At 43.6% G+C, this 26,802-nt stretch carries 27 protein-coding genes and 4 tRNA genes; 11 read left to right on the top strand and 20 right to left on the bottom strand.

Features of this window, described 5'->3' with window-relative positions; genetic code table 11:
• Window positions 1-376: 376 nt before the first annotated feature.
• Window positions 377-805 (top strand): hypothetical protein, encoded by a 429-nt coding sequence (locus C3420_RS01410; RefSeq protein WP_171294428.1) that lies wholly within the window; start codon window positions 377-379, stop codon window positions 803-805.
• A gap of 25 nt (window positions 806-830) precedes the next feature.
• Here the strand turns inward: C3420_RS01410 and wrbA are convergent, their stop codons facing one another.
• The gene (wrbA, locus tag C3420_RS01405) at window positions 831-1,427 is read right to left on the bottom strand and encodes an NAD(P)H:quinone oxidoreductase (protein ID WP_103799854.1); all 597 of its coding nucleotides are present in this window, start codon (window positions 1,425-1,427) and stop codon (window positions 831-833) included.
• Window positions 1,428-1,537: 110 nt separating this feature from the next.
• Between wrbA and C3420_RS01400 the strand changes: the two genes are divergently transcribed.
• Window positions 1,538-2,821: a YihY family inner membrane protein gene (locus C3420_RS01400; RefSeq protein ID WP_004809745.1), complete on the top strand. Its 1,284-nt coding sequence runs from the start codon at window positions 1,538-1,540 to the stop codon at window positions 2,819-2,821.
• Window positions 2,822-2,944: 123 nt separating this feature from the next.
• On the opposite strand, the gene C3420_RS01395 is transcribed toward C3420_RS01400, so the two are convergent.
• Window positions 2,945-3,871 carry a DMT family transporter gene (locus C3420_RS01395; protein ID WP_103799853.1) on the bottom strand — a complete coding sequence of 309 codons (927 nt, stop codon included), beginning with the start codon at window positions 3,869-3,871 and terminating at the stop codon, window positions 2,945-2,947.
• A gap of 106 nt (window positions 3,872-3,977) precedes the next feature.
• On the opposite strand from C3420_RS01395, the gene C3420_RS01390 reads away from it, so the two are divergent.
• On the top strand, window positions 3,978-4,778 hold the full coding sequence (locus tag C3420_RS01390) for an AraC family transcriptional regulator (RefSeq protein ID WP_103799852.1): 801 nt from the start codon (window positions 3,978-3,980) through the stop codon (window positions 4,776-4,778).
• A gap of 59 nt (window positions 4,779-4,837) precedes the next feature.
• On the opposite strand, the gene C3420_RS01385 is transcribed toward C3420_RS01390, so the two are convergent.
• Window positions 4,838-5,479 carry a fumarylacetoacetate hydrolase family protein gene (locus C3420_RS01385; protein WP_103799851.1) on the bottom strand — a complete coding sequence of 214 codons (642 nt, stop codon included), beginning with the start codon at window positions 5,477-5,479 and terminating at the stop codon, window positions 4,838-4,840.
• A gap of 31 nt (window positions 5,480-5,510) precedes the next feature.
• Entirely contained in the window at window positions 5,511-6,008 is a 498-nt protein-coding gene (locus C3420_RS01380; RefSeq protein ID WP_004809751.1) for a YcxB family protein, read from the bottom strand.
• Window positions 6,009-6,177: 169 nt separating this feature from the next.
• On the opposite strand from C3420_RS01380, the gene C3420_RS01375 reads away from it, so the two are divergent.
• Window positions 6,178-7,479, top strand: coding sequence for an SRPBCC family protein (locus C3420_RS01375; RefSeq protein ID WP_103799850.1), 1,302 nt, complete (start codon window positions 6,178-6,180; stop codon window positions 7,477-7,479).
• A 101-nt stretch (window positions 7,480-7,580) separates the two neighbouring features.
• On the opposite strand, the gene C3420_RS01370 is transcribed toward C3420_RS01375, so the two are convergent.
• The 4 genes from C3420_RS01370 to C3420_RS01355 form a co-directional block, all read right to left on the bottom strand.
• Window positions 7,581-7,657 (bottom strand) — tRNA-Arg (locus tag C3420_RS01370).
• 296 nt (window positions 7,658-7,953) lie between these two features.
• Window positions 7,954-8,030, bottom strand: a tRNA-Arg gene (locus tag C3420_RS01365).
• A gap of 48 nt (window positions 8,031-8,078) precedes the next feature.
• Window positions 8,079-8,155: transfer RNA gene (locus tag C3420_RS01360), tRNA-Arg, on the bottom strand.
• 16 nt (window positions 8,156-8,171) lie between these two features.
• Window positions 8,172-8,261: transfer RNA gene (locus C3420_RS01355), tRNA-Ser, on the bottom strand.
• Window positions 8,262-8,523: 262 nt separating this feature from the next.
• On the opposite strand from C3420_RS01355, the gene rnr reads away from it, so the two are divergent.
• The 6 genes from rnr to C3420_RS01325 all read left to right on the top strand — a co-directional run bounded on the left by rnr (window position 8,524) and on the right by C3420_RS01325 (window position 15,359).
• Window positions 8,524-10,971 (top strand): ribonuclease R, encoded by a 2,448-nt coding sequence (rnr, locus tag C3420_RS01350; protein WP_103799849.1) that lies wholly within the window; start codon window positions 8,524-8,526, stop codon window positions 10,969-10,971.
• A 79-nt stretch (window positions 10,972-11,050) separates the two neighbouring features.
• Window positions 11,051-11,605 (top strand): hypothetical protein, encoded by a 555-nt coding sequence (locus C3420_RS01345; protein WP_103799848.1) that lies wholly within the window; start codon window positions 11,051-11,053, stop codon window positions 11,603-11,605.
• A gap of 69 nt (window positions 11,606-11,674) precedes the next feature.
• Window positions 11,675-13,714 carry a M3 family metallopeptidase gene (locus tag C3420_RS01340; RefSeq protein WP_103799847.1) on the top strand — a complete coding sequence of 680 codons (2,040 nt, stop codon included), beginning with the start codon at window positions 11,675-11,677 and terminating at the stop codon, window positions 13,712-13,714.
• Between the two features lie 40 nt (window positions 13,715-13,754).
• Entirely contained in the window at window positions 13,755-13,955 is a 201-nt protein-coding gene (locus C3420_RS01335; RefSeq protein WP_171260576.1) for a YheV family putative zinc ribbon protein, read from the top strand.
• 28 nt (window positions 13,956-13,983) lie between these two features.
• Window positions 13,984-14,415 (top strand): hypothetical protein, encoded by a 432-nt coding sequence (locus C3420_RS01330; RefSeq protein WP_103799846.1) that lies wholly within the window; start codon window positions 13,984-13,986, stop codon window positions 14,413-14,415.
• Between the two features lie 56 nt (window positions 14,416-14,471).
• Entirely contained in the window at window positions 14,472-15,359 is an 888-nt protein-coding gene (locus C3420_RS01325) for a DMT family transporter (RefSeq protein ID WP_103799845.1), read from the top strand.
• Window positions 15,360-15,406: 47 nt separating this feature from the next.
• Here C3420_RS01325 and C3420_RS01320 read toward each other — a convergent pair whose 3' ends face one another.
• From C3420_RS01320 to C3420_RS01300, 5 genes are all read right to left on the bottom strand, one after another.
• Window positions 15,407-17,602, bottom strand: a complete 2,196-nt coding sequence (locus tag C3420_RS01320) for a TRAP transporter large permease subunit (protein WP_008302626.1) — start codon at window positions 17,600-17,602, stop codon at window positions 15,407-15,409.
• A gap of 176 nt (window positions 17,603-17,778) precedes the next feature.
• On the bottom strand, window positions 17,779-18,357 hold the full coding sequence (gene rrtA, locus C3420_RS01315; RefSeq protein ID WP_081405842.1) for a rhombosortase: 579 nt from the start codon (window positions 18,355-18,357) through the stop codon (window positions 17,779-17,781).
• 59 nt (window positions 18,358-18,416) lie between these two features.
• Window positions 18,417-19,457, bottom strand: coding sequence for a hypothetical protein (locus tag C3420_RS01310; protein ID WP_034592054.1), 1,041 nt, complete (start codon window positions 19,455-19,457; stop codon window positions 18,417-18,419).
• Between the two features lie 535 nt (window positions 19,458-19,992).
• The gene (locus C3420_RS01305) at window positions 19,993-20,379 is read right to left on the bottom strand and encodes a hypothetical protein (protein WP_103799844.1); all 387 of its coding nucleotides are present in this window, start codon (window positions 20,377-20,379) and stop codon (window positions 19,993-19,995) included.
• The gene (locus C3420_RS01300) at window positions 20,372-20,629 is read right to left on the bottom strand and encodes a succinate dehydrogenase assembly factor 2 (RefSeq protein WP_008302635.1); all 258 of its coding nucleotides are present in this window, start codon (window positions 20,627-20,629) and stop codon (window positions 20,372-20,374) included. The genes C3420_RS01305 and C3420_RS01300 overlap by 8 nt, the downstream gene beginning before the upstream one ends.
• Before the next feature lie 176 nt (window positions 20,630-20,805).
• On the opposite strand from C3420_RS01300, the gene C3420_RS01295 reads away from it, so the two are divergent.
• Window positions 20,806-21,978: an acyl-CoA dehydrogenase family protein gene (locus tag C3420_RS01295; RefSeq protein ID WP_103799843.1), complete on the top strand. Its 1,173-nt coding sequence runs from the start codon at window positions 20,806-20,808 to the stop codon at window positions 21,976-21,978.
• Window positions 21,979-22,039: 61 nt separating this feature from the next.
• On the opposite strand, the gene C3420_RS01290 is transcribed toward C3420_RS01295, so the two are convergent.
• The 7 genes from C3420_RS01290 to rpmJ form a co-directional block, all read right to left on the bottom strand.
• Window positions 22,040-23,545 carry a flavin-containing monooxygenase gene (locus C3420_RS01290; RefSeq protein ID WP_103799842.1) on the bottom strand — a complete coding sequence of 502 codons (1,506 nt, stop codon included), beginning with the start codon at window positions 23,543-23,545 and terminating at the stop codon, window positions 22,040-22,042.
• 219 nt (window positions 23,546-23,764) lie between these two features.
• Window positions 23,765-24,130 (bottom strand): 50S ribosomal protein L17, encoded by a 366-nt coding sequence (gene rplQ / locus C3420_RS01285; protein ID WP_004786886.1) that lies wholly within the window; start codon window positions 24,128-24,130, stop codon window positions 23,765-23,767.
• 18 nt (window positions 24,131-24,148) lie between these two features.
• Window positions 24,149-25,156: a DNA-directed RNA polymerase subunit alpha gene (locus C3420_RS01280; RefSeq protein WP_004809777.1), complete on the bottom strand. Its 1,008-nt coding sequence runs from the start codon at window positions 25,154-25,156 to the stop codon at window positions 24,149-24,151.
• Window positions 25,157-25,172: 16 nt separating this feature from the next.
• Window positions 25,173-25,799 (bottom strand): 30S ribosomal protein S4, encoded by a 627-nt coding sequence (gene rpsD, locus C3420_RS01275; protein ID WP_004809780.1) that lies wholly within the window; start codon window positions 25,797-25,799, stop codon window positions 25,173-25,175.
• A gap of 12 nt (window positions 25,800-25,811) precedes the next feature.
• Window positions 25,812-26,198: a 30S ribosomal protein S11 gene (rpsK, locus tag C3420_RS01270; RefSeq protein ID WP_001040166.1), complete on the bottom strand. Its 387-nt coding sequence runs from the start codon at window positions 26,196-26,198 to the stop codon at window positions 25,812-25,814.
• Between the two features lie 19 nt (window positions 26,199-26,217).
• Window positions 26,218-26,574, bottom strand: a complete 357-nt coding sequence (gene rpsM, locus C3420_RS01265; RefSeq protein ID WP_004281492.1) for a 30S ribosomal protein S13 — start codon at window positions 26,572-26,574, stop codon at window positions 26,218-26,220.
• Window positions 26,575-26,681: 107 nt separating this feature from the next.
• Window positions 26,682-26,798 (bottom strand): 50S ribosomal protein L36, encoded by a 117-nt coding sequence (gene rpmJ / locus C3420_RS01260; RefSeq protein ID WP_000867907.1) that lies wholly within the window; start codon window positions 26,796-26,798, stop codon window positions 26,682-26,684.
• Window positions 26,799-26,802: the final 4 nt, after the last annotated feature.

Genomic DNA, 26,802 nt, shown 5'->3' with positions numbered 1-26,802 from the left:
CAATATAGATACTCAACACCTCTACTAAACAGTACTTAATTTCAATTTATGATGGTCATGTTATTTAGTGTAAAAAGGTGACAAGTAAATTATTTTTTATAAGAAATAGAAAAGATACTTTGAAGATATTATTTTTAGTAGCTGTAGAGTATGGGAGAGCTAAAAACTTAAAGAATTCCAAAATGGATTTCGATATAAAATAATTTACAGCACAAATACAAAGCCTTATCAAATTCTCCTTTACAATCAAATTGGCAGGAAATGTCCCTGACATCAAAATATAAGACAGACATACTGTAGAGCTGTCATATATCCACCTGATTAGGCAAAATGACAAATCATAAATAGGCTGAACATCGGCCCATAACACTCATTGATGGAATACCTTATGCAATGTCCTAAATGTGGCTCAACAGATATTGAACAACGTGATCATGAGCAAAATCTGAAAAAAATTGGCGGTCTACTCATGACCTCTGCAGGTGCAACGGCGGGAACTGTAGGTGGGGCAGCTTCAGGTGCGTCGATTGGTGCTGCGATTGGGACTGTGGCAGGCCCACTTGGTGTAATTGTCGGCGGAACAGTCGGGACTTTCGTTGGCGCAATTAGTGTTGCGATTACTGGTGGTGTGGTCGGTAACTTCTTGGGTAAAAAAGCTGGTGTAACCGTAGATCGTAACCTGTTTCTGGATTATCGTTGTCTGAAGTGCAAATATCGCTTTAATATTCAGACAACAGCTGCTCAGGCACTGGAAGTGAATAAAGAAGATTCTCGGGAATCGAGTGATCAGGACAATAAAGCCTAAAGCTTATTGTCCTGATTGAGAATTATTAAACCTGATTTAACTTTAAAGCTATTTCTGCCAAGCGCTTACCCTGTGCTTCACATAGTACCTTTTCATCTTGGCTTAGTGCCTGATCATGGCGTGCACCACTGACATGGCTGGCGCCGTAGGGTGTACCACCCGTTTTAGTATTTGATAATGCTGGAACAGCATTACTTAGTCCCATGATCATCATACCGTGGTGGAACAACGGCGGAAGCATACTCAGTAATGTACTTTCCTGGCCGCCATGCATTGCACCAGAGGCTGTGAACACGCATGCCGGCTTAGCATGCAAAGCTCCATTCAGCCAAAGACTGGTGGTCTGATCCCAGAAATATTTCATTTCCGCAGCCATATTGCCAAAACGTGTTGGCGAACCCACTGCCAAAGCAGAACAGTTCGCCAATTCATCTAGCGTACAGTAGATATCCCCTTCCGCTGGGATACTCGCCTCTGCTTCTTTTACCACAGTAGAAAGATTCGGCACCGTTCTGATCTTCACTGCCATACCTGCGGATTCAACCCCATTGGCAATCAGATGTGCCATCTCTTTGACTGAACCATATTTGCTGTAATATAAAACAAGGACATAAGGTTGCATATGATGAATGTTCGATACTAAAAAAAGAAAACTATACGGTATTTTTCTGTTTTTTTGGGTAAGCTGAACCAGAAAATTCATGATGTATAAGAAATTGAGACAACAAGCGCATGATCGTTGAATACTTAAAGAAATTACCTTTTTATGAAAAGCACTGGTTTCAATTTATTTTATTTGTACTTAGGCGCTTTGAGGCGGATCGTTGCCGTGAACAGGCAGGCTCATTAACTTATACTACTTTGTTTGCTGTAGTACCAATGCTGACGGTTTTTCTGGTGATCATCTCTTCAATTAAGGCACTAGAACCTGCACGTCAGCAACTTCAGGAAATGATCTATACCAATTTCCTGCCCAAGACCACCATTGCCTTTGATAAAGCCCTGAGTGCTTTTACTGACAAATCCAGCAATCTGACCATCATCGGGATCCTGTTCCTATTTATTACCACCGTGATGATGCTGACCAGTATTGAGACAGTATTTAACCGAATCTGGCGTGTCACAGAAACACGTGGCGGGATTATCGGCTTTATGCGCTATTGGACCATTATTTCTTTGGGTCCAATTTTACTCGGTAGCGCTTTCGTGATTTCTTCAACTGTAGCGTCCATGAATGTACTGAGCAATAACTTTGCCGGCTACGAATTGAATGGTGCTTTTATACTGTGGCTCATTTCATTTTCTTTGACGATTATCGGCTTCTTTATCCTGAACTGGACCATTCCTAACCGCAGTGTACCGATCAAATCTGCATTCGTGGGCGGTTTATTTAGTGCAGTGGTATTTGAACTCTTAAAGAACCTGTTTGGCTTTGTCATGTCCAATTTCACCAGTTATGAAATTGTCTATGGTGCTTTTGCAGCGGTTCCTATTTTCCTGCTCTGGATTTATCTGTCCTGGAATATTGTCCTGCTCGGGGTTGAGATCAGTTATGCAATCACGGCATTTGAATCGGGCCAGGATTGCAAAATCCATCCAATTCTGATGTTACTGGATTTACTGGAACTGTTTTACCGCAAGCAAAAAACTGGAGAAAGTATTAGTGAAGCACAGGCACTCGAAGTTTTAGGACGAGATGAAATTGGCCGTCTGCCAAGCTATATCAGCATGTTTGAAAAACAGAATCTGATTAAACGTACGGAGGATAATGAATATGTCTTGGTACGTGATCTGGATCAGGTCAATTTCTGGGATTTCTACCTCAAACTTCCTTATGCCTTGCCACACACACATCAAATTGAAAATCTTCAGATCAATGACCTTTGGATGCAGCGACTACAACCCAAATTACGAGAAGCAGATCATTATTTAGCGGAAAATCTGGGCATTCCACTTTCAGAGCTGTTTAAGCAAAAGGAAATGCAGAATGAAACTCAAACTCCACCTAAGCCTTAAACACTTCAATAAAAATCCTCTCTTATGAGAGGATTTTTATCGGGAATTATATAAGTAAGTTTTTCAGTAAAAATTTTCACTGTGTTATTCACGTTTTTTTAAACACTATCGATAACTAATATTTTAAGGAACTACTTTTATATTTTTCGGCTTTAGCCATCCCTGCAAACTTACTAACACGACACCCAGCATGACCATGATCGTACCGATAATAAAGTTCATCTCAATTTCTTCATCCAGTAACAGAATTCCAAAAATCATACCAAAAACCGGTGTTAGAAAAGAAAATACACCCAGACGTGAAGCCAAATATTTTTTCAGCATCCAGAACCAGATCAGATAACTGGCAAAAGAAATGACCACTGTATGAAAAATCAGACTAGAAATAGATAAGGTTGTCCAGTTCACCGTTGCTTGTCCTGTCATCCACGCAAGTGGTAACAGCACCATGCCGCCCATCAAGAGCTGATAGAACAAAGTTTGTGTTGCTGGAGCTTCAGCTAATCGTGTTAATCGAACACTCACAGTGGTAGCAGCCCAAAATATACCAGCCATTAAAGCCAACAAATCTCCCCAAAGCATACTGGCTTGCATAGCCTGACCAGTGTGGCTACGAAATAAGAAGCTCACCACGATCCCGCTAAACGCAACGAGAATTCCACCCCACTGTAATGGAGATAAATGTTCTGAAGGAAGTTTCCAGTGTAATCCCAATGCCACAAAAATTGGTGCGGTATATAATAATACGATGGTATGTGAAGCAGAGGTATAACGCAGTGCTTCAGCGACCAGGTAAAATTCTAAAGCGAACAATACCCCGACCAGCAAACCTGCCGGAAGATAGCTACGGCTCCATAGCTGGCGCCTTACACCTGCTTGAATCAAAAGATAAACCATTAATGCAGATAAGGCTGAACGTAATGCAATCTGCATCAAGGCTGAAATATCTGGGGCTGCTAGCTTGAGCACTACCTGCTGTAGTCCCCATAACAGACACAGGATAAACATGATTAACGAGGCTTGCGCATCAAGCGCTTTACGCTGCTCCACAATTTCAACTCTACACACACTATCAAAGATGCACACTATAAATCTGTCAGAAATAAAAGATATACTTTAAAACAGACAAATAATCGCATTATTCAGGCAATCTAACGTGAGAAGCAATAAAACAGTCGCTCAAGATATTAAGCAACTTAGAACCAATGATGATATTGACGCAGCTCTGTGGATTAATTTTCGTGAAGACCCGGCTCTGTCAGTCTATCCATTGCATGATCATGCTTGGGGAGAGTTTATCTATGCTTTTAATGGCATCATGGAAGTGAAAATTGGGCATATTGATTATATTACCCCTCCGCCTTACGGTGTATGGCTACCACCTAACTTACAACATAGTGGTTTAAATCGTACCGATGTTTCACATGGAACTTTTTATATTCATGAAAGTTTATGTACAGGTTTACCAAATCAGCCGGGGATCTTATTAACCAGTCCTCTGGTCACTTCACTCTTGCAGCATTTAAAATTACATCCGACTGATGTAAGGTCAGAAGAGCATCAACGTTTATTACACGTGCTGCTTGATCAACTTAAACAGGCACAGATGATTGGCAGTTATTTGCCGCATACTGAACATCCTCAACTCAGGCAAATTCTGGATTACCTACATCAAAATCCAGAGAATAACAGTACCTTGCAGCATTTGGCAGCTATGCATAACCTGACTGAACGCACCTTGGCGCGCTACTGCCAGAAGGAACTGAGAATGTCACTCAATGAATGGCGGCAGCGTCTGAAAGTCATCAAAGCCATGTCGATGCTGAAACAGCAAAAAACTGTAGAAAATATTGCCTTTGATCTGGGCTATGCCAATGCCTCAGCCTTTATTCAAATGTTTAAGCGCTGGATGGGCTATACACCTGATCAATTCAGGAAGATTCATCAAGCCAGTTAAAAATTTTAAATAAAAATAAAGGAGCCTTTCGACTCCCTTATTTCCACGCAAGACTCAGCTTATTTCACAAAGGTGGTCCAGATATATTCCTGGTTTTTACCCTTTAAGGTCATTTTCAGCTGTTCACCGGATTGCAATGCTGCTACACCCGCTGGTGTACCAGTCATTACCACATCCCCTTCTTCTAGGGTAAATACCTGACTGATATCTGCCAGCAATGTTCCCACATCAAAGATCAGTAAAGCAGTATCGCCTTTCTGACGCAGTGCATCATTTACATGCAGCGTATAGTGTACATCTTTCCAGTCATTTACTACGTCTTCAACTGACACCCAGTCAGAGAGCAGGCAAGCGCCATCGTAAGCCTTGGCACGTTCCCATGGCTGGCCTTTTTTCTTAAGGTCATCCTGCAAATCACGTAAAGTCAGATCCAGACCCAAAGTCACAGCACCCACTGCTTCTAAAGCTTTTGCAGGATCAGTTTCATTTTTCAGGGTGCGGTCAATACGCAGACTCAGCTCACATTCATAATGACAGCTGCCCAGATCACGATTCCATTCAATTCCTGCATCCAGATCACCTAATGCACTTGGTGGCTTGATAAACAGGACCGGTCGGTCCGGAATGGCATTACCCAGCTCTTTGGCGTGATCTGCATAACTGCGGCCGACACAAACGATCTTGGATGGACGTGTACTCATGATTGACTATTTTCCCTTTTAAATGTTGAAATTATTTCTTGAAAGTACGTTCGAAAATGCTTTGTTCGGTGGCATCGGCAAAGGCGCGCTTAGGTACGATCACCACAGTACGATTTTTAAGTTCCAGCATATAGGTCAGCTTGCCTTTGGCAAAGTTTTGCACTTCACTGTAATGGACGATCTTGTTGCGGCCATTATGGAAGATTTCAGCATGGTCCTGATACAGGTCAATACCCTGCTCGCTCTTGCCGAACTGGTATTTTACAAACTGGCGTTTGAACATCATCGGCAGGAACCAGTAACGCATGATGCCCTGTAAAAGCAGAAAGAATGCACCCAGTGCCACGTAATAACGCCCTACCCCATCAAAGCCCATAGAAAAGCCCCAGATGATGATCCCGACACTTACCAAAGGAGTCAGAAATCGGCTGATCTGCTTTTTGCCAAAAGTGGCCAAAGCAAATCCATCCTGAGATTCTTCTAAAGTCAGAAAATAGCGGGTCGATAAAGTCGGTGCTGACTCAGTCATAGCATCACATCAAAATATAAAAATCCTTGGCTCATACTATATCAAATTCACTGCTATCCCCATTAGCAAAATGTTCGGAAATGAATTACATATCTTTGCTTCCGCTCGTTATAAAAATCGTTTTTAATCCACAACTATCAGAATAATAAAATGCACAACAGGACGTTGTATGAAATCACTAAAATCGTGTCTGCTTCTTTGCCTCTGCACAACTTATATTCCTTTCAGCTGGGCGAAAATTATTCCTTGGACGCCTACACTTCCGAGCAGTATCGATGTCTTTTCCGGTAGTCCACAGCAGCTAGCGGATTTGACCGGTGACCGACTATTCATCTATGCACATCCTCGACAATCCTTACAGCTTCCAACCTTTAAGCAGGCAGCTGCTCAAAGTGTGCAATTTTATAGCAGTGCGGTGGTATTACCGATTCCTCAGGCTCAGGTTAAAAAACATCTTTTAAATTATCAGGGCTATGCCGGCCTGTTTCCAGCGCTCAGGTCTGCTCAGATTCTGGAGTCCCGTGGACACATCCAGCAGGTGCGTTATCAGGTACATATTCCTACGCCCATTCCAGTGCTGAATTTTAAGGAAAATGTGGTGATGCAGCATCATGTGTCAGAAAACAGTATTGAAACTTTGATTGTGGATGCCCCGATTCCTTATGGTGCTGGACGGCTGGAATGGTTTGCACTTGGAGCAAATAAAACCTTGGTCACCGTGACGCAATGGGGCGACTTAAATCAGCCGAAAGGCTTTCTGTTTAGCAAAATTTTAAATGCTTTACCTGAAGCTAAACTGGGTATTCCTGCTGGTACCAATGCGTTCCTGCTTGAAGCTTTACAGCAACGTTTTAAATCCCAGTCGAGCATTCCATTATCTGCAAGCCAGATCCCTCAAGTACATTTTAATGCCGGGCAAATTCAGAAGATCACTCAACTGAGTCAGCAGTCTGCCCAGCCTGTCAGCTTTATTCTGCCTGCACGTCAGCTCAAATATGGTCAAGCCTCAGAAAACATGCGTTTTAGTAGCAGTTTTCATTATTATCCACAACCAGTTCAGAAACTGCAGCCTTGGCTTGCAGCTGATGCCAGTCAGCAATTATTCCCACGACAGATTCGTAAAGTGGAACTCAATCCAGTGAATCGTCAGCAGATGGATGCTAACTATAAGGTATCGGTTGGGTTGGGAGTGATCCAGATTCCATTCGATTTCAAGCTTCGTTATCAACAGCCCTCACCTTTGCAAAGCCAGTTTGATGCGATTGGCGGAGATTTAAAATTTGTAAAGGCAGGAATGAAACTGCTGCCACAAGCTCATGGCACTTTATTTCAAATGACCAGCAGTATGAAGATTCATGATCAGGCCCCATTTTTATTACGTGCCATGCGCAGTATGCCTTATCACGATATTCTGCCAGCAGTTGGAGCAAATACGGTCTATACACTTAAAGTACAGCAAAAGCTGAAGTAAATTTAAAAGCAATTATTGTTTTTTTATATCTATAAATTAAAAACTACAGACATAAAAAAACCGCATCAATGTGCGGTTTTTTTGAGAATTTTTATCAAGATTGGTGCGCTCAGAGAGATTCGAACTCCCGACCCCTTAGTTCGTAGCCAAGTGCTCTATCCAGCTGAGCTATGAGCGCGACGTCTTGATGAGGTGCATTATATATGTTTTTCTAAACTTGTTAAGTCTTTTTTAATAAAAACCCAACCGAACGTACAGTAAATAAACGATATGGTTAAATTCAGGTTTTATAGGTGAATTTTCCTGCAGATTTATATTTAAAAGCAATTAATAGCGTATCAGCTTTCGACCTTAAGCTAGTTTAGCTATCAGATTGATAGTGGCATAGCGAAAATTAAGCGCTGGCATTTGAGCCTAATTCCAGAAAATTTCAGGCACAAAAAAACCGCAACATGTGCGGTTGATTGTTCAAGTTGGTGCGCTCAGAGAGATTCGAACTCCCGACCCCTTAGTTCGTAGCCAAGTGCTCTATCCAGCTGAGCTATGAGCGCGTAACTTGTGTGCCTAGGTTGGCAATACGTTTTTCTGCTTAACTTACTTGGTGCGCTCAGAGAGATTCGAACTCCCGACCCCTTAGTTCGTAGCCAAGTGCTCTATCCAGCTGAGCTATGAGCGCGCGACGTAAGTAAGCGTGGCGGTGAGAGAGGGATTCGAACCCTCGATACAGTTACCCGTATGCGTCCTTAGCAGGGACGTGGTTTCAGCCACTCACCCATCTCACCGTAACGTGCCGCCATAATACAAATTTCGGCATAGCACTGCAAGCAAAGCTTTAAAAAAAAGTGCAGTTTTTTGCTCGATTAAATACTTTTTAAACAATTTATCTGTTTTTATACACTTATTGTGCGAAAAAGCTCCGCTTTCTATCTAATAGTCGAAAATCCGCCGAAAAACGGAAACTTAAACAGATTATTGCAATCATTTACGTGCAGTCTGAGCGCACATGTCTTATGCTAATCCCATCTCCTAGGAAAATTTAAAGACATGATGAAAAATTGGGTCGATCCTGAAGCAAAAGCTGAAGCTGAACGTTATGACAACCCTATCCCAAGTCGCACGCTAATTTTAGAAACCATAGAAAAGAATAATGCCCAGTCGCATGCCGACCTGGTGGAACATTTTGAAATTGCAGATCAAAAAAGTATTGATGCCCTGAGTCACCGCCTGATTGCCATGGTGCGTGATGGCCAGTTAATGAAAGATGGTTATAAATTCCAGATTGCTACTGAACAACCGGAATATGAAGCCACGGTGTATATCAATTCTAAAGGCATGGGTACAGCCAATATTTCCGGTCAGGATGATCTGTTACTGCCCGAGCGTGAATTGCGCCAGGTCTTTAATGGTGACCGCGTTAAAGTCCGCCAAACTTCAGTCGACCGCAAAGGTAAGGCCTGGGGTTTTATTACTGAAGTAGTACAACATCGTGTCAAACAGGTTATTGGTAAAGTCTGCCAGCATGAAGGTGAATATTTCGTACAACCTGCCAGTCCAAATGCGCATCAGCCGATCACCCTAGAAAAAGAACTGATTGAACATGCTCAGGTCAAAGTTGGTGATTCGATTCGTGTCGCAATTGATACCTATCCAACCAAAGAAGAATTTGCGACTGCGCATATTATCCAGTCAATGGCAGATAAAGCAGATACGGAAATCATCATTCCACAAACCATTCTGGAATATGGTCTGCCTTACGAATTCCCTGATGAAGTCATCAAAGAAGCAGAAAGTTTTAAAGAACCCAATGCTAAGGATCGAGAAGGTCGTATTGACCTGCGTGACCTGGCTTTAGTCACCATTGATGGTGAAGATGCCCGCGACTTCGATGATGCGGTGTATGCAGAAAAACGTCCTGGCGGTGGTTATCGTGTTGTCGTGGCAATTGCAGATGTGAGCCATTATGTCCGTGTTGGCAAGCCCCTGGATGACGAAGCTCAGGAACGTGGTACATCGGTCTACTTCCCGCATTATGTCTTGCCGATGCTGCCTGAAGCACTCTCCAATGGCTTATGTTCCTTAAACCCTAATGTTGACCGTCTCTGTATGGTCTGCGACTTAAAACTGTCACGTGCAGGCCGTGTGACCAGTTTTGAGTTCTACCCTTCTGTGATGCATTCCAAAGCGCGTCTGACCTATAACCAGGTTGCACAGTATTTTGACGGTGACAGTAACGCGATTACTGAAGATCGTGATGTACGCAAATCACTCAATACACTATTCCAGCTGTATCAGGTGCTGAAAGAATTGCGTGCGGATCGTCATGCGATGGAATTCGAAACTGTCGAAACCTATATGACTTTCGATGAGCTGGGTGGTATTCAAGAAATTCTGCCACGCACCCGTAATGATGCGCATAAGCTAATTGAAGAGTGCATGTTGCTCGCCAACGTGGCGGCGGCAGAGTATGCCCTGAAAAATGAAATTCCAATGCTGTACCGTGTGCATCAGCCACCAGAATTTTCCCGTATTCAGAAAGTGCGTGACTTCGTCAAGCTACTCGGTCTGAAATTCCCGGAACAACCCACCCAGAAAGATTATCAGGAAGTGATTGAAGCGACCAAAGACCGTATTGATGCCCCAAGTATTCATGCAGTCCTGTTACGCTCAATGATGCAGGCCTACTACGGCGCGAAGAACGATGGTCACTTCGGTCTGGCATATGATGCTTATACGCATTTCACCTCGCCGATCCGCCGCTACCCTGACCTGTTATTACATCGGGCGATTAAAGCACAGTTGGCACAAAAACCATATCCGATTTCGGGTGCATCGCTGGATGATGCCGGTGAGCATTTCTCTTCAACTGAACGTCGTGCTGATGAAGCTTCACGTTCTGTAACGACCTGGTTGAAATGTCACTACATGCAGCAGCATCTGGGTGAAGAATTTGTTGGCATTATCAGTGCGACTGCAGAATTTGGTCTGTTTGTTACCCTGAAAGATCTCTATGTAGATGGCATGGTACATGTCAGCCAGCTCGGTGATGATTTCTTTGTCTTTGATCAAAGCAGCCAAAGCCTGGTCGGTCAGAACCGTGGACAAATCTTCGGTCTGGGGGATGAAGTCAAGATCAAGGTTGCCGGGGTGAATCTGGAAGAACGTAAGATTGACTTTGAACTGGTACAACAGTTAACCCATGCTGGCCGTCAAATCCGCGCCCGTGCACCACGTGTCGCAGAGAAAAAGCCTTTAGTCCGTCCGGAAGCGACTGAACAAGTCTTTGGCAAACATGAACGCGAGTCCAAAGCCAAAGATAATGCAGATGGGGAACAACCCATACGACGCAAAAAAGACAAAGGAAAACCCAGTTCCTACAGCAAAAAGCCTGCTAAAAAATCTGCAGGAAAGCCTGAAACAAAGGATAAAGGTAAAGTAAAGAAAAAAGCCAAAGTGAAAAAGAAAAAATCCAATGCAAAGCCAAAAGGTGAATAATTTTCACAGTTAAAAAGAGCGCTACGGCGCTCTTTTTTTATTTATAATCAATATAATAACTATAAGGAAAATTAGAAAAATGGATGTACTAAATATCATAACATTGGTTATTTCATTACTAGCTTTACTTGTAACCTATGCAGTATTTAAGTCAGATCAGCAACCACAAATTCTTATTTTTGCTACGCCTCATTATGGAAAAGAATCTGTAATTCAACTTCATGTTAAAAATATCGGCAAATCCATCGCTCACAATGTAAAAATCTTTAGCAATCAGCCTGTCCCTCGTGCAGCATTCGGAATTGAAAAGTTAAATTCTGATAAACAGTATTTTAATACTGGTATTTTTAAAAGTGGAATCAAAGTATTTCCACCTAAACAAAGCTACATATACGATTGGGGACAATATGGAGGCCTCAAGGAATCATTAAATAATACTCCCATCACTTTTACGGTGACATATTCTTATAAACATCCTTTAAATCTTTGGAAAACCAAAATCATTAATATCTCTACAATTGATATAAATGAACTAGAGTCGCTTCCCTCTTCCAATGGAGGCTTATTAGAACAATTGAAAAATATCAATAAATCATTAATAACCTTAAATCAAAAGATTGAGAAAAAACTATAGATATCTTGATTTCCTAGCTTAAAACCCCTACATCTAGATTTAACATAGGAAATAAATCGGCAGACCGACATGACTTTAGAAAAGGCAACTTTGCCTGTTCCACAATTTGATCAGATTACACTAGCAGAACTGAAACAAAAGATTGAAAGCTGTATTGCTGAAGGTCAAAAATTCCTGAATGAACTTAACGAAACACCGAATTCAGCTCAGGAACAGCTTGCCATTTTGGAACATGTCGACACACTTGAAAATAATATGAGTGAGGCTTGGGGCATTCTCTCGCATCTCAATGCCGTAAAAAATAATGCGGAAACGCGTGAAGTTTATCAAGCCTTATTACCGGGTTTAAGTGAATACTATACCCAACTCGGCCAACATACGGCACTGTATCAGACTTATCAGCATGTGCATGATGCACCAGTATTTACTGATCTGCCTGCAGCACAGCAAAGCGCGATTAAATTAGCACTGCGCGACTTCAAACTTTCGGGCGTGGCGCTAGAAGGTGAAGCGAAAAAACGTTATGCAGAAATTTCCGCACGTTTGTCTCAGCTGTCTTCAGATTTTTCCAATCATGTATTGGATGCGACTCAAGCCTACTTCAGACCATTAAATGAGGATGAACTGGCAGGCTTATCGGCAAACAATATTGGACTGCTCAAACAGTATGGCCAACAGCATAAATTGGATCAGCCCGTAGCCACTCTAGATTTCCCATCCTATTTAGCCATTATGACCCATTCAGAAAACCGCAGTCTGCGTGAGGAAATCTATAAGGCCTATACCACACGTGCATCAGATCAGTCCGACAAGTCTGAATTTGACAATACAGCTGTGATGGAAGAAATCCTGAGTCTGCGTCAGGAAATGGCTGTACTCCTCGGCTTTAACAACTATGCTGAATATTCACTGGCCAGTAAAATGGCACCGAGTGTTGACGCCGTAGATGAGTTTTTACGTGATCTGGCTGAGCATGCGCGTGCGCCTGCTGAAAAAGAGATTGCCGAGCTGAAAGCAATTGCAGCAGAAGATGGTATTACCGAGCTGCAACCTTGGGACAGCAGTTATTATTCTGAAAAGCTGAAAATGCAGCAGTTCAACCTGTCACAGGAAGCACTAAAACCTTATTTTCCGACCCCAAAAGTAATTCAAGGTCTATTCAGCATTGTGAACCGTCTGTATGGCATTCAGGTCATCGAACGTGAAGCTCCGCTTTGGCATCCGGATGCACATTATTTTGAACTGGAAGATCAGGGTGAAGTCATTGGTGGTTTCTACTTTGACCTGTATGCCCGTCAAGGTAAACGTGGTGGTGCATGGATGAGTGGTTTCCGCTCTCGCATGCGTACCCATGACGGCGTACAAAAGCCCATCTGTTATATGGTTGGCAACTTTACCCCACCGGTCGGCGACAAACCTGCCCTGCTAAGCCATGATGAAGTGACAACCTTGTTCCATGAATTTGGTCATGGTCTGCATCATATGCTGACTGAAGTAGACAATATCTCTGTTGCTGGTACACATGGTGTGGCTTGGGATGCAGTGGAGTTACCAAGTCAGTTCATGGAATTCTGGGCTTGGGATCAGGACAGTCTAAATCTGCTCAGCGAGCATATAGAAACCAAGGAAGTCCTACCAGCAGACCTGCTGAAAGCCCTGCTAGATGCCCGTTTCTTCCAGTCAGGCATGCAAACCTTACGTCAATTCGAATTTGCCCTGTTCGATCTGTCCATTCATCGTGCCAATCCAGCTTTGAATGCTGAACAGGTTCAGGCGACCTTGAATGAGATCCGAGACAAATATGCCGTGTTGCCAACGACACCGTATAACCGTTTCCAGCATAGCTTTAGCCATATCTTTGCAGGTGGCTATGCTGCCGGATATTATTCTTATAAATGGGCAGAAGTACTGGCCAGTGATGCCTTTGACCGTTTTGAAACAGAAGGCATTTTCAATACTGATACGGGTCATGCTTTCCGCAAGAACATCCTGGCAGTCGGCGGCAAAGATACTGCACTGGATGCTTTTGTAAACTTCCGGGGTCGTGAGCCAAAAATTGATGCCCTACTCCGACATCAAGGTTGGACGAATACCGTAAAAAATGCTTAAACTAACGGTTTAAATTAATCAACAGGTGAGTATGATGACCATCAAACGTCGTTTCATTGCAGGTGCTAAATGTCCAAAATGTCAGGCGATGGATCGGATTGTCATGCTGACCTCCGGCGAGAATGAATGGATTGAGTGTATTGAATGTGGCTATGAGGAAAACCGTCCAACCCACGTTGAGCAACCTGAAGTTCATGCTGTACCTGATGAAGTGGGTGTGATTCAGTTTAAACCGCGTTAAGTATAGAAAAATAAATAAGGTTGAACATATGAGTGTAGAGCAAAGGCATAGTTCTAAACTTTTAATGGGGATTATTGGGGCTTTAGTTACTGTCGTGATTCTGGTATTTGCTTATCAGTGGTTTAGTGCATCTTCATCTCAGGAAACACCTGAACAGGAAACTGTAACAGTTACTCCTGCTCAAGAGCCTATTAAGACTGAGGCAACGGCTCAAGTAGCTCCAATTGAAACAGAAGCAAATCTTGCCAATCGATTGGTACAGGACGATCTCATTAAAGCTCCAGTACCTGAAAATCCTGCCCTGGCCAAAGAGGAAACCTCCCGTCTGGAAGATATCCAGTCACAGCTAGATGAGCAAAAAACCATGCTAGATGCTCAGCACAAGGATGCCGATGAACTGATCAGGCTGAAGGAAGAACAGATCAAGCTGCTGGAAGCCCAACTTGCAGAAAATTCATAATTTTTGATCAAAATAGTTCGCTAGAATATTCCACAATCTTCTAGCGATGCTTTCTTATGCCCAGCGCACCCCCTTCTGATCTGATTAAAGCCATCCTTCTACTCACCTGCTCGGCTTTGCTGTTCTCTATGATGGGGGTGTGTATTCGTTATGCTTCACATACGGTTGATAACGCGACTGTCGTATTTTTCCGTAATGCGGTGGGTATGTTGTTATTCCTACCTTTGCTGCTCCGTAAAGGTATCGGTTTCTTTAAAACTGAAAAGTTATGGATGCATGTCTGGCGTTCTGTGGTGGGTTTAATGGCAATGTATGGTTTCTTCTATGCCATTGCCCATCTCAAGCTGTCTAATGCCATGGTGTTTACCTATTCCTCTCCAATTTTCATTCCCTTCATTGCCTGGCTATTTTTAAAAGAAAAGATCACCAAAGCGATGCTGCTTGCCGCTGCTATCGGATTTATTGGTGTCTTGTGTGTAACAAAGCCAGATTCGGGGCTGTTTAATCTCATGTCAGTGATTGGACTCAGTGCCAGCTTTTTAGCGGCTATGGCTTTTGTCACTGTACGTGCGCTAACAGATACTGAACCACCAGAACGGATCGTGTTCTATTTTTGCTTTATTGGCACACTGGTTTCAGTGATTCCGATATTCTGGCACTGGCGCCCTTATCATCTGACTGAACTGGCTTATCTGATTGCAGCAGGCGTTTTGGCTAATATCAGCCAAATCTTGATGTCCAATGCCTACAAGCTGGCACCTGCCGGACAGATCGGACCTGTCAACTATGTGGCGATCATCTTTGCCGGAATTTGGGGCTATATCTTCTGGAAAGAAATCCCCGATATTATGAGCCTGCTTGGACTGGCTCTGATTTTCTCAGCCATTTTACTGTGTAGCCCTCTATTACAAAACCACTTTAAACGAAATCATCCGTCCTCTTAAAGGCAGCAATAAAAAAGCACCCGTAGGTGCTTTTTTAATATCCGGTGTTAGTGATACCAGCCGAACAGCTTGAATAGGTAGGGTACATAGGCAATGATCAGCATTGCTGGCAGTAATACAATTACTGGTAAAATCCAGCGCTCATAGCGATAATAGAAGGACAAATGTCGTACCTCTGCATCTGCTTCTGCCACTTCGGCATCGCCAATCGACTGCCGGGCCAGCAGATGATTCAGTGCTACTGGTGGCGTCACATACCCTAGTTCAAAGCCAATCAGGGTGATCATCCAGAAATGTACCGGATGAATACCATATTGGTACGCTACCGGCGCTACCGTTGCGGAAATCAGAATCACGGCGCCGAACGGATCCATGATCATACCCACAAAGATCATCAAGCCAACAATCATGGTAATGACCAGAATCGTGCTGTTAATATCTGTCGGGAAAGCTTCCATGATTTCCAGACGCTCCAGCAAACCGCCAACGCTGACGGACAAAGCCATCAAAATGACCAGTGCACCGATATGCCCTACTGTTTCGCTGCTGGAGATATGCATGGATTTCCAGAAACCGAACTGACGTAAGGATGAACCAGGTGACGATTCAGGCTGTGCTGCTGTACCACCAATCCCATTCAGATTCATATTAAGACTTTCATCCCAATGCCCTACTGGTGGTATTGGTGCAGGCTGATGGCGCAGTTTGTCATACAGTACAATCATTAACAGGATGACTGGCATCATCACTGGTGCAGTGAACTCGTTCAGATTGGTCGACAATGCATATTTGTAGAACATCCAGATCAGTACAAAGATCACGATGTATGGAATCACAGCCAGGAAGGCACGACCTGATTGTGGTGCTGCTACGCCTGCTGGGGCAATACGGAACTTGCTTTCAGCAAAAAACAGTGAAATTACCAGGAACAGGGTCGAGCTCAGCAAGAATACATACACACCGTAGTGATACAGCAAGTCTGTCGTTACTTCTTTATTTAATGAGGCTACAACCACAATTAACAGACATGGACGTAATACGACACCCAGAGAGCCCGACATGGCAGTAGCTGCCAAGGCAAACTGACGGCGACCGCCGGCATTCCAGACTTCCTTATAGATAATCGCACCAGCAGCAATGACGAAGATCCCTGATGCGCCGGTATAAGCGGTTGGCAATGCAGCTGCCAGCAGGATTAACCAGGTCAGGGTTTCCGGTGCCAGATTCCATGGACGCAGAATATTCAGGAACATATCCACGACACGGGTCTGTTTCAGCAACATGCCGGCCCAGATAAACAGCGCTAGGTTCAGGAAGATGCTAGAGAACTCGACCAGCTGACCTAGATAAATCCCTTGCCCCATTGGATAATCCATGAAGAAGGTAAAGTTAATCCCGGTACTGATGGCCATATAGGCATACAGCGGTACGCTCAGGAAAGCCAGACCAAAACTGCCGCCTTCACGGGTAGGCTTCGGCAGCTTAATCACCTGGAACAGGCTGATCAGGGTTAAGGTGCTAAACAGAATCATCCACAGCCAGTAGATATATTTCATCTCTCCCATGGCCACGCCAGAGTTCAGTACTGACTGATACTGGCTATAGGAGGAGAATGCCAGGAAAGCATTCGCGACGAGCATAGCCAGTGTATAGACCCGGAAATCAATTTTGGTGGCTGGGCTACGCAGGCCAATATGATGGGTTTTCAAGGTCGCACTGATGGCAGCAAATACCACCATAATCACCAGCAGCAACGCACGGTTTTCCACACCAAACTTGAACAGACCAAAGAAACTGGTTTCAAAGCTACGGTAAGCACGAATACTCGGATGAGCATTGATATGATTTATGGCTTGGGTATAGAAAGCATGGGACTCTTCACAAACCTGTTGCGCCTGCATGACTGCTGCACGTACATCCGCCTCGGAACGCACGCCAAAAAAATCGGCATATTCATCGGCAGCATCAGCTTTCATTTGCTGTTGGACACGGCTATCGACATCGATGTTCCGTTCACATTGCGGTCGGGTTGGTTCAGCACGTAGGAATGAATACTGCATCCCCGTAGCTGGGTCGCCATAAAGCCGTTCACCCATGCGCAGCAATTGCCCATGGATCATTTCACCCGTACCAATGACAAGAGTCAGTAACAGCAAGACCAGTACGACAAATGTCGAGATCCATTCTGTCCAGATATAACGCAACAGACCTATTCCCGATCTGTTTTCAGCATCATTTTGCATGTGTATTCCTATTGTTATTCTCTGGGAATGTCCACCATACTTGGATTCCCTTTCCCTTTGTCTTGTAAGTCCGATTTACAGACCAATCTGATTATTATGCTTCTGACTCTGCACCAGACTGTGCGAAATGAAAATGACAATTTACATTTTCTTTTTTGTTATTTATGCCAACTGCATCATTGATCCAGCCAGTAATTACCAATGATATATAGATTGGCCACTACAATCCCCCAGATCACCCCCAGCAAATGCGCTTCAACCAGTACCGGACTACCAATCAATTGGGCCGTGCCCTCACTGCCGATGGTATTTTCCCAGACCAGCTTGGCAAAAATCAGAAACAATACCAAGGCTGCAAAACTGCGTTCTTTCTTATACAACAGATGCACACAGGCCACGGCGGCATACGCACCATGCAAGACACCCGACAGTCCAGCATAAGCCTCGATATCTGGCAGGAAATAATAAAAGCTAAGACTGATCAGCGGAGGCAAGACCAGTAGAATACTGACGAAGTTCCACACCGAAACACGTGGAAAGATAAAGGGCAAGCAGATAAAGGCCAGCATATTCAGGAAATAGTGCGTCCAGCCAACGTGCACCCAATGTGCCGTCCACAGCCGCCAGGGCTCACTTATCAGGCTAGCTTGCCAAAAGATAAAACTATCTTTAAATATCTGCAGCCATGCGCAGAAAGCAACAAAGACTGCCAGAAAGACAATCTTGTTACGAAGATAGTGATCATGCATCTGCATCGCTTAGTCCCTTAACGTATGTCAATTTAGGTCCGCCTTAACGTACGGACCTGACTGGATCAGGAATCCGCATTAAACAGATCATCAAGGTCAGATGCTGTATCCGCTTCATCCCAGAAACGTTGCATGCCATCGTCTCCAGTGCGAACGCCGGTATGCTCGGTCCAGTAACGGTCTGCAATGCCACCCACCATAATCGAAGCCATACTGTCGATCAGCTTGAATTGTGGATTGACCGGCTTTTCATCAGAACGTGCCTGTGCAAAAGTTTTCAGCGCATCACGTAACTTGGCATCATCACCTGATGCCTGAGCAGCTACGGCATAAAGTGCATGTGATAAACGCACACCTTTCTGTTCACCAATCTGGGTCGACTGTTTCAAGGTCTGATATGGATCCGGCTTGCCATCACCTGCGCCTGGCAACAAGGTCCAGATCACGGCACGTGTAGCATTTGGTGCGCCCCAGAATTTTTCATTGTTCAGACAGGTCATCCCGCGTTCTACCACAGCAGCGATGTCCTTCGGTACCTGCACCGCTCCACCCGAGTTAATATCATTGGTCATGGCTTGTAGGCCACTGAGCATGCCCAGCAGATAGACAGTCTGTTCTGTATCACCCTTCAAGGTTGGGCAACTCTCACCCAGCGCGACATTATATTTTTTCTCGTAACGCTTCTGGAACATCTGGTAACCGGTATATTGACGCTGTGCAGCCAATGCTGCCCAACGTTTCTGCTCTACGCGAGCATCCTGCGCCTCAGTAACCTGATTGGCTTTAGATGCACGCATATAGCGTAGTTCGGCATCTAGCGCTTTCTGCTCCGCACAAATACCGGCTGCAGAGTACATCAGTACTGCAACACGGGTCGGATCTGCCCCCATCTCCTTGGTTGACATGATCGCTGGTGTTAAGGCATTGCCTGAATTACACACCATTTCTGCATCATCCATCGCCAGAATTGGTGGCACTATATGTTTTTCAGTGAAACCCAGCGCCACATTGGCACCCGTTTTAACCACCTGTGAGCAACCTGTTAAAGCCGTTGTTGTTATTACTATGGCCGCCATACCCTGGCATATTTGTTGGACTTTTGACATTTTCCTGTCCTCTATAATTGTGATTATGTCCATGCTGCTAAACATAGCAGATGAACTATATGAATTAAAGAGTATTTACTCTAAATTAGATGAGTCACTTTGCCATTGATTACCGGTTCTGCAATTGACTTGATCGAAAGAAATACTGAATTTTGGGCAAAAAAAAGTAGCATTGCGACGGTTCAGCACATGCTACTTATTAACTGGGAAAGCTTTAACTTATCGTTTTAGCTTGTTAATGTGATTGAGTTGAAATTTGTTCCCTAACTATAGTGCCGAGTCGTCCAATGACCAGTGCCAGAATTACCGCGATTACTGGAAATATCCACGTTGGAAATTCCATATTAATCTCCTCTGTTGACTTCGGTGATTCAAATGTACCTGTTTAAAATAAAAGCAATTAAGAAAATTGTCAGACAATTCAAATATTTTCCGAAGAATTATGTGAATTGTCTGACAAAGGATCATTATATAAAGATAAGAATTTGAAAAATATATAATTTTAATTTTGATGAAAATACCGATTGCCTGGCAATCAGATCATTTTCGTAAGGACTTTCAATGACTTCCATTGTTGTGTTGGTAACTGGTCACACCAGATCAGCAATGGCGGTATTTTGGCATGCTGAAAATACACCACCAGATAAGCTTGGTGATCAATCACATGACTGATCTGGGCACGCTGTATGCGCTGATCATGATGGGTAATGGTCCATTCCCGACCATCCAGATATTCAAACTGGGCGATCTGCGGACGCTTGCGATAAAACAGATGATAGATGATCAGTCCTGCAACCAGACAGATTCCCCATAGCCATAAGGGCAATAACTGGTACATCACAAACATCAACACAATAAAAATGAAAAACTGAAACGCAAGTGCAAGCAGGCTGCGTTTCAGCTGATAACAACGATTATCCATGAACGTAGTGTTTAAGCTTATTAATAAACTCACGTAATTCAGGGCGTGGCGGTTCGGATACTTCCATAAACCAGTCCAGCAGGTCCGGGTCTTCTTGCGCTACGAGTTCAGCAAACATTTCTTTTTCAAATGGGTCTGCTGTCAAATAGCAGTTTTTGACATAGGGATCAAAATACACATCCAACTCTTTAAGACCACGACGTGCGCGGTAAATCACTTTACGCTCTTCCAGGCTGATGTCTTCAGTCATCATATTTCCCCAACGTGTTAAAAACATGAGTAGTTTACCTAAGCGCCAAGTAATTTTCGAGGGAATTGGCGGAAAGCATCAGCATTATCTGTATTTTGTACATTTCGCACATTGTCCCCAGATATACCCTGCCCTTATGTTCATGAGAACAATAACCAGAACAAGGAATCCTGATCATGCAATCTGCTGCGATTCGACCACTGCCGCATCTTTTACCGCGTACTTTGTTTAATACTGAGCATGATGCTTTCCGCGAGACGGTGCGCAAATTCTATGAAAAGGAAGTAATTCCGCATACCGAACGCTTCGAACAGCAACAACACGTAGATCGCGAACTATGGAATAAGGCAGGAAGCCTAGGGCTACTTTGCCCGACTTTACCAGAACAATATGGTGGTTCGGGTGTGGATCGGCTTTACAGTATGATTCTGATTGAAGAACAAGCTTATGCCGGTGATTCAGCAACCGGTTTTTCCCTACATTCCGATATCGTCGCGAATTATATTCTGAATTTCGGCAATGAAGCCCAGAAACAGCAATGGCTAGCAAAAATGGCCAGTGGCGAAGTGATTACTGCGATTGCGATGACTGAACCCGGCACAGGTTCAGATCTTCAGGCTGTACGCACCAGTGCCGTGTTGGAGGGTGATGAGTATGTGATTAATGGCTCGAAAATATTTATCACCAACGGCTATCTTTGCGATATGGCAATTGTAGTGTGTAAAACAGGCGATAGTGACAAAGGCTCAGCTAATCTTTCATTGATCATGGTAGAAGCTGACTGTGCTGGTTTTAGTAAAGGCAAACCGCTAAATAAAATCGGCATGAAAGGCCAGGATACCTGTGAACTATTCTTTGATAACGTGCGTGTTCCTAAAGAAAATTTATTGGGTATGCCCGGTATGGGTTTTATGATGCTGATGAAAGAACTGGCCTGGGAACGCCTGATTGTGGCAATGATCTGTCAGGCAGGCGCTGAAGCTGCTTTTGCGCATACGGTGAAATACACTAAGGAACGTCAGGCTTTTGGCAAACCTATCTCAGCATTTCAGAATACTCGTTTTAAGCTGGCGGAACTACGTACTGAAATCGAAATCTGTCGAGCTTATCTGGATTGTTGTATGCAACAACAGTTACAGCAACAGCTAGGCGTAGATGCAGCTGCTGCCGCAAAATACAAAATTTCAGAAATGTTCAGTAAGGTAGTCGATGAATGTCTGCAACTACATGGTGGATATGGCTATATGCTGGAATATCCAATTGCTCGCGCCTACATCGATCATCGTGCGAACCGTATATATGCTGGAACCAATGAAATTATGAAAGAATTGATCTCACGAGCAATTTAATTCAGATATATAAACAGATAAAAAAGGAGCATTTAATGCTCCTTTTTTATAGGTTCAGATATTAAGATACTAGACGTGGTTTAACTTTTTTGCCGTTAACTTTTCCCTGTTCAACTTTAGATTTAAACTGAAGAATATCATCCTCGAAAGTTGCAGTTTTAAGATCTTTACGGTCAGCAAAATAATTATTGCTGACACGCCAAGGGCCATGCTTACCTTGTTTTGGCATGACGTTTGCGGCACGGGCAATATAACCTGAGGTCAGGCTACCCATCACCGTATCTTCGAGTAACTCTGCAGCATTACCTTCTGGTAATACCTCATCAAAACCGTTCATATCCATATAGTTCAGCAGACGGCAGATATATTCGGCTGCGATATCTACTTTCAGTGTCCAAGATGCATTGATATAGCCAATAATCAGCGCCATATTCGGAATATCACTCACCATCACGCCGCGATACAACATATGTTTAGAGGTATCGATGGGCTTGCCATCAATGGAAGCCTGCATCCCGCCCAAAATCTGAATATTTAATCCTGTTGCTGATACGATAATATCGGCATCAAGATGTTTACCGGATTTAAGCCGAATACCGGTTTCAGTAAATCTCTCGATATGGTCAGTTTCTACCGATGCACGACCTTCACGTAAAATTTTGAATAAATCTCCATCCGGTACCACGCACAGACGCTGATCCCAAGGCTCATAGTCCGGGGTAAAGTGTTTCATATCCACCTTACCCTTAAGTTGGAACTTCACCGCATTTAAAAGCAGCTTTTTAAGCAATTTTGGCTGTTTTTGTGCCAGCGCATAAATCCCGCGCTGCATACCAATGTTTCGTGTACGGGTAAGCTTATAAGCCATATCTTCAGACAGATACTTACGCATCTTGTCATAGACCATATCAATGGATGGTACCGAAGCAATATAAGTCGGTGAACGCTGCAACATAGTCACATGGCCTGCTCCACCTTTGACCATCGCTGGAACTAACGTAATAGCAGTTGCACCACTACCAATAATTACCACTTTTTTACCGCTATAATCGAAGTTCTCAGGCCAATGTTGCGGATGAATAAAAGTTCCTTTAAATGCATCCTGATTTGGAAATTCTGGTTGAAAACCTTGGTCATAATTATAATAACCAGTACAACCCAAAACAAAATTCGCTACCCAGGTTTCAGTCTTACCTTGAGCATTTTCGATTTTCACTGACCATTTGTGCGTATGCGTATCATAATTAGCATTTAAAACACGGTGCTGATAGTGAATTCTGGATTCAAGTTGATATTCTTCTACTACTTCAGCCAGATAGTTTTTAATTGATGCACCGTCAGCCAACACGCTGGCTTTTTTCCAAGGTCTAAAATTAAAGCCAAAAGTCGACATATCAGAATCTGAACGGATGCCCGGATATTTAAATAAATCCCAAGTACCACCTACGCTTTCCCGACGTTCAATAATTTCAAAAGAACGCTTCGGACAATTTTTAGAGAGATGTGCTGCTAAACCAATTCCCGAGATACCTGCACCCACAATTAAGATATCAACCTGTTTTTCCATATTCTTCTTTTAACCCAAGTTTGTCATTTATTTTATTAAAGCACAAAACTGACAATACTCCATGTCAAGTTTGTGTGTTTGCCCTATTTTTTTTATCTTTTGGGGACATTTTTATAGCTAAACCGATAATCAATTTATAAAAAGATAAATTTTAGGCATTAAAAAAGGCCGGTTTATTCAACCGACCTTTCCGAACAACGTTTGCTGCTCTTCACGAAATTAGTTAACTTCGCGATCTACTAGCTCAACGTAAGCCATCGGTGCAGCATCACCTGCACGGAAGCCCGCTTTAAGAACACGTAGATAACCGCCGTTACGCTCTTTGTAACGAGGGCCAAGAACGGTAAATAATTTACCAACAGTTGCAGCTGAACGAGTACGAGCAAACGCCAAACGACGATTTGCTACTGTATCGACTTTAGCTAAAGTGATTAAAGGCTCAGCAACACGGCGTAATTCTTTTGCTTTAGGCACAGTTGTTTTGATCAACTCGTGCTCGAACAAAGAGTTAGCCATGTTTTGGAACATCGCTTTACGATGACTGCTTGTACGGCCTAATTTCACACCACTATTACGATGACGCATGGTGATAGTCCTACTTAATTAACGGCTACGATAGGCGAAACGATCGTCCATACGGAGACTAGCTGGTGGCCAGTTCTCTAAACGCATGCCGAGTTGTAAGCCTTTAGAAGCCAGAACATCTTTGATCTCAGTAAGCGATTTTTTACCCAGGTTAGGAGTTTTAAGTAACTCAACCTCAGTACGCTGTACAAGATCACCAATGTAGTAAATGTTTTCTGCTTTCAAACAGTTAGCAGAACGAACAGTTAGCTCTAGATCATCTACTGGACGAAGCAAAATCGGATCAACTTCTTCACGAGGTTCTTGAGCAACAGGAGCTTGATCTTTCTGAAGGTCAACAAAGATTGCAATTTGTTGTTGCAAGATTGTTGCCGCTTTACGGATTGCTTCTTCAGGATCAACTGTACCGTTAGTTTCAAGATCAATGATCAGTTTATCAAGGTCAGTACGTTGTTCTACACGAGCATTTTCAACTGTGTAAGACACACGTTTGATCGGGCTGTAAGAGGCATCTAACTGTAAACGACCCACTGGGCGAGTCTCGCCTTCTGGGAAACGTGAGTCAGAAGTCTCGTAGCCACGGCCTTGAGCCACTTTCAGGCGCATCTTAAGATTGCCTGAAGCACTTAATGTGCCGATCAAGTGTTCAGGGTTAACCACTTCAACATTATGAGGTAAACGAAGGTCAGCCGCAGTTACATCGCCTGGACCTTGTTTCTCTAATGTTAAATAAGCTTCATTTTGATCGAACAGCTTAATAGACAATCCTTTTAGGTTCAGCAAGAGCTCGACGATGTCCTGCTGCAAGCCTTCCAAAGTACTGTACTCGTGCTCAACACCTTCAATCTCAACTTCAACCACAGCAGCGCCAGGCAAAGAAGACAGAAGGATGCGACGTAAAGCATTGCCCAGAGTATGACCAAAGCCACGCTCTAAGGGTTCTAGAATAACTTTTGCCGAGGTCCCGCTTGCCGCTTCGACCTTGATCGCTTGCGGAGTTAGAAACTCATTTGCAGTACGCGTCATATTGCTACCTCAAGGATTATTTAGAATACAATTCTACAATCAAGCTTTCGTTGATTTCAGCAGGTAAATCAGAACGATCCGGTGCAGCTTTGAACGTACCTTCTAGTTTAGAATGATCTACTTCCATCCAAGAAGGAATGCCACGTTGAGCAGCTAATTCAATTGCGTTTTTGATACGTAATTGTTGTTTAGCGCCTTCGTGAACTGCAATCACGTCACCAGCTTTAACTTGGATAGACGCGATGTTAACGCGACGGCCATTTAAAGTGATTGAACGGTGAGATACTAACTGACGAGCTTCAGCACGTGTAGAACCAAAACCCATGCGATAAACAACGTTATCAAGACGGCTTTCAAGTAACTTTAACAAGTTCTCGCCAGTTGCGCCTTTAACACGAGCTGCTTCTTTATAGTAGTTACTAAATTGACGCTCTAAAACACCGTACATACGACGTACTTTTTGTTTTTCACGTAATTGTAGTGAGTACTCAGATTGTTTGCTGCCACGCGCACCACCGTGTTGGCCAGGCGCTTTAGCATGTTTTTTAGTCTTAACGTCAAATGGTTTAACGCCAGATTTTAATTGCAGGTCTGTCCCTTCGCGGCGAGAGAGTTTGCATTTTGGACCAATATAACGAGCCATGAATGTTTCTCCTTACACGCGACGTTTTTTAGGTGGACGGCAACCGTTGTGAGGAATTGGAGTCACATCGGTAATGCTATTAATTTTATAACCCACTGCACCTAAAGCACGAACCGCAGATTCACGACCTGGACCAGGGCCTTTAACAAGGACGTCCAAGTTTTTCAAACCGTAATCCAAAGCTGCTTTACCAGCAACTTCAGCAGCTACCTGAGCAGCGAACGGAGTTGATTTACGTGATCCACGGAAGCCTTGTCCACCTGAAGTGGCCCAAGCCAGTGCATTACCTTGACGATCGGTAATAGTCACAATGGTGTTATTAAAAGAAGCGTGAATGTGTGCAACACCTTCAGAGACGGTACGAGTGACCTTCTTGCGTGTGCGAGTATCTTTAGCCATCTTTTAGCTTCCAGAAATCTTATTTCTTAATTGGTTTGCGCGGACCTTTACGGGTACGTGCGTTAGTTTTGGTGCGTTGACCGCGGACAGGCAAGCTGCGACGATGACGAAGACCGCGGTAGCAGCCTAAATCCATTAAACGTTTGATGTTCATGGAAATTTCGCGACGTAAATCACCTTCGGTCGGAACCTTGGCAACTTCTGCACGAATCGCATCAAGCTGAGCGTCATCTAATTCACGGATCTTAGTCGTTGGAGCAATACCTGCAGCAGCTAAGATAGCTTTTGAAGTATGGCGACCAATACCAAAGATATACGTTAGAGAGATAACAGCATGCTTGTTATCCGGAATGTTTACACCGGCAATACGAGCCATTCAATTTTCTCCAAAAAGGCAGTAGAGATAATCAACCGCCCCACAAAAATCTTGAGGGGCGGATAATAACCTAATTCGCCTACTGAAATCAACAGGTCTTGATCAGATTAACCTTGACGCTGCTTATGACGAGGTTCTGCGCTACAAATTACGCGGATAACCCCATTACGACGGATAACTTTACAGCTACCACAAATTTTCTTTACAGAAGCTTGTACTTTCATGATG

The organism is Acinetobacter sp. ACNIH3, from assembly GCF_002918965.1.
GTDB classification, from domain to species: domain Bacteria; phylum Pseudomonadota; class Gammaproteobacteria; order Pseudomonadales; family Moraxellaceae; genus Acinetobacter; species Acinetobacter schindleri.
The sequence above is the reverse complement of the archived record's forward strand: the minus strand, read 5'-3'. Positions and strand labels throughout refer to the sequence as shown.